Origin of the sequence: Bradyrhizobium sp. (genome assembly GCF_016462955.1) — a bacterium.
GTDB lineage: Bacteria > Pseudomonadota > Alphaproteobacteria > Rhizobiales > Xanthobacteraceae > Bradyrhizobium.
Genome location: NZ_JAEMSD010000013.1, coordinates 35,120 through 37,140 on the forward strand (window position 1 = coordinate 35,120; position 2,021 = coordinate 37,140).

The following is a 2,021-nucleotide window of genomic DNA, read 5'->3' on the forward strand; positions in this document are numbered from 1 at the left end:
AATTGGAGCTGGATGCTGGTGGTGCCGAGGGTCGAAGTCGAGGTGATCTGGTTGATGCCCGCGATCTCACCCAGCCGCCGCTCCAATGGCGAGGCGACCGTGGCCGCCATCACGGACGGGTCGGCGCCGGGCCGGCTGGCCGAGACGAAGATGGCGGGGAAATCGACATTCGGAACCGAGGCGACGGGCAGGAAATGATAGGCGACGGCACCCAGCAGGAACAACCCGATCGACAGCAGCGTGGTCGCAACCGGGCGGCGGATGAAGGGCTCCGAGATCGATGGCATTACTGCATGCCCTCGGTGGCGCCGGCGACCGGCGGGCCGCCGGATTCAGCCGGCGGCACCGCCTGTTCGAGCCGGCGGCTGATGCGGTCGAGTGCCAGATAGATCACGGGCGTGGTGTAGAGCGTCAGCAATTGGCTCAGCAGCAGGCCGCCGATGATGGAGACCCCGAGCGGGAAGCGCAGCTCGGCGCCGGTGCCGCTCTCGATCGCGAGCGGCAGCGCGCCGAACAGCGCCGCAAGCGTGGTCATCATGATGGGACGAAAGCGCAACAGACACGCCTGCACGATCGCCTCGTTCGGCGACATGCCCTGCCGGCGCTCGGCCTCGAGCGCGAAGTCGATCATCATGATCGCATTCTTCTTGACGATGCCCATCAAGAGGATGATGCCGATCAGACCGATCACCGAGAGATCCTGACCGCACAGCATCAGCGCGAGGATCGCGCCGACGCCGGCCGATGGCAGCGTCGACAGAATCGTGATCGGATGGACGTAGCTCTCGTAGAGCACCCCCAACACGATGTAGATCGTGATCACCGCGGCGAGCAGCAGCCAGGGCTGACCGGCGAGCGCCTTGGCGAATTCGGCGGCATCGCCGGCGTAGATCCCGACGATGCTGTTGGGCATGCCGATCCGCGTCTCGATGGTCTTCACCGCCTCGACGGCGTCACCGAGCGCCGCGCCGGGCGCCAGGTTGAAGCTGAGCGAGACGGAAGGGAATTGCGCCTGGTGCGAGATCGCAAGCGGCGCGGTGGTCCGCTTCAGCGTCGCCACGGCGGACAGTGGCACCTGAGCGGCGGGTGCGCCGGCGGTGGTGCTGGCAGCGCCCGGCAGATAGAGCTTGGACAGGATCGAGGGATCGCGCTGGTACATCGGCAGCGCCTCCAGCACCACCCGGTACTGGTTGGCCTGCCCGTAAATGGTCGAGATCTGCCGCTGCGCGAAGGCGTCGTTCAGCGTGTCGGTGATGGCCTGGAGGTTGACGCCGAGCTGGCCGGCGCGAGTGCGGTCGACGTCGAGCTGCGCGCGCAGGCCGCCCTCCTGCGCCTCGGAGGAGACGTCGCGAAACAGGGGATCGCGCCGCATCTCCGCAACCAGCTTGCGCGACCATTCCGAGACCAGCGCCGCATCGGTGCCGGTCAGCGTGTACTGGTATTGCGAGCGGCTCGACTGGGTCGAAATCTGCACGTCCTGCACCGGCTGGAAATAGACGGTCATGCCGGGGATGTCCGAGACCCGCTGCTTCAACCGGGCGACGACGCCCGCGACATCGTCAGGCCGCTCGCCGCGCGGCTTCAAGCTCATGACGAGCCGGCCGACATTGGTGGTCGGGTTGACCGAGCCGGCACCGATCACCGAGACCACGCCGAGCACATCAGGGTCAGCCCTGATCGCCTCCGCCGCCTCCGTCTGCCGTCTCGTCATCTCCGCAAAGGACACGTCCGGCCCCGCCTCCGTCACGGCCGTGATCGAGGCGGTGTCCTGCAGCGGCAGGAAGCCCTTGGGCGCCACGACATAGAGTACCAGCGTTGCGATCAGCGTCACGAAGGTCACGACCAGCGTGGCGCGCTGGCGTTCCAGAACCCACAGAAGCGATCTGTGATAGGCCTCGACCGTGCGGTCGATGAAGCGGCTGACCGCGGCCAGTCCCGGCACCGCCAGCTCCTCGTGGGCATGCTTGAGCAGGCGCGCGCACATCATCGGCGTCAGCGTCAGCGACACCACGGCCGAGGTC

General features: G+C 67.2%; 2 protein-coding genes. Both read right to left on the bottom strand.

Annotation, left to right across the window (positions count from 1 at the left end):
* On the bottom strand, window positions 1-287 hold a 287-nt coding region (locus tag JHD07_RS03140), incomplete at its 3' end, for an efflux RND transporter permease subunit (RefSeq protein WP_291618830.1).
* Window positions 287-2,021 (bottom strand): efflux RND transporter permease subunit (locus tag JHD07_RS03145; RefSeq protein WP_291618831.1); only part of this gene is annotated, 1,735 nt, incomplete at its 5' end. The genes JHD07_RS03140 and JHD07_RS03145, both read right to left, overlap by 1 nt.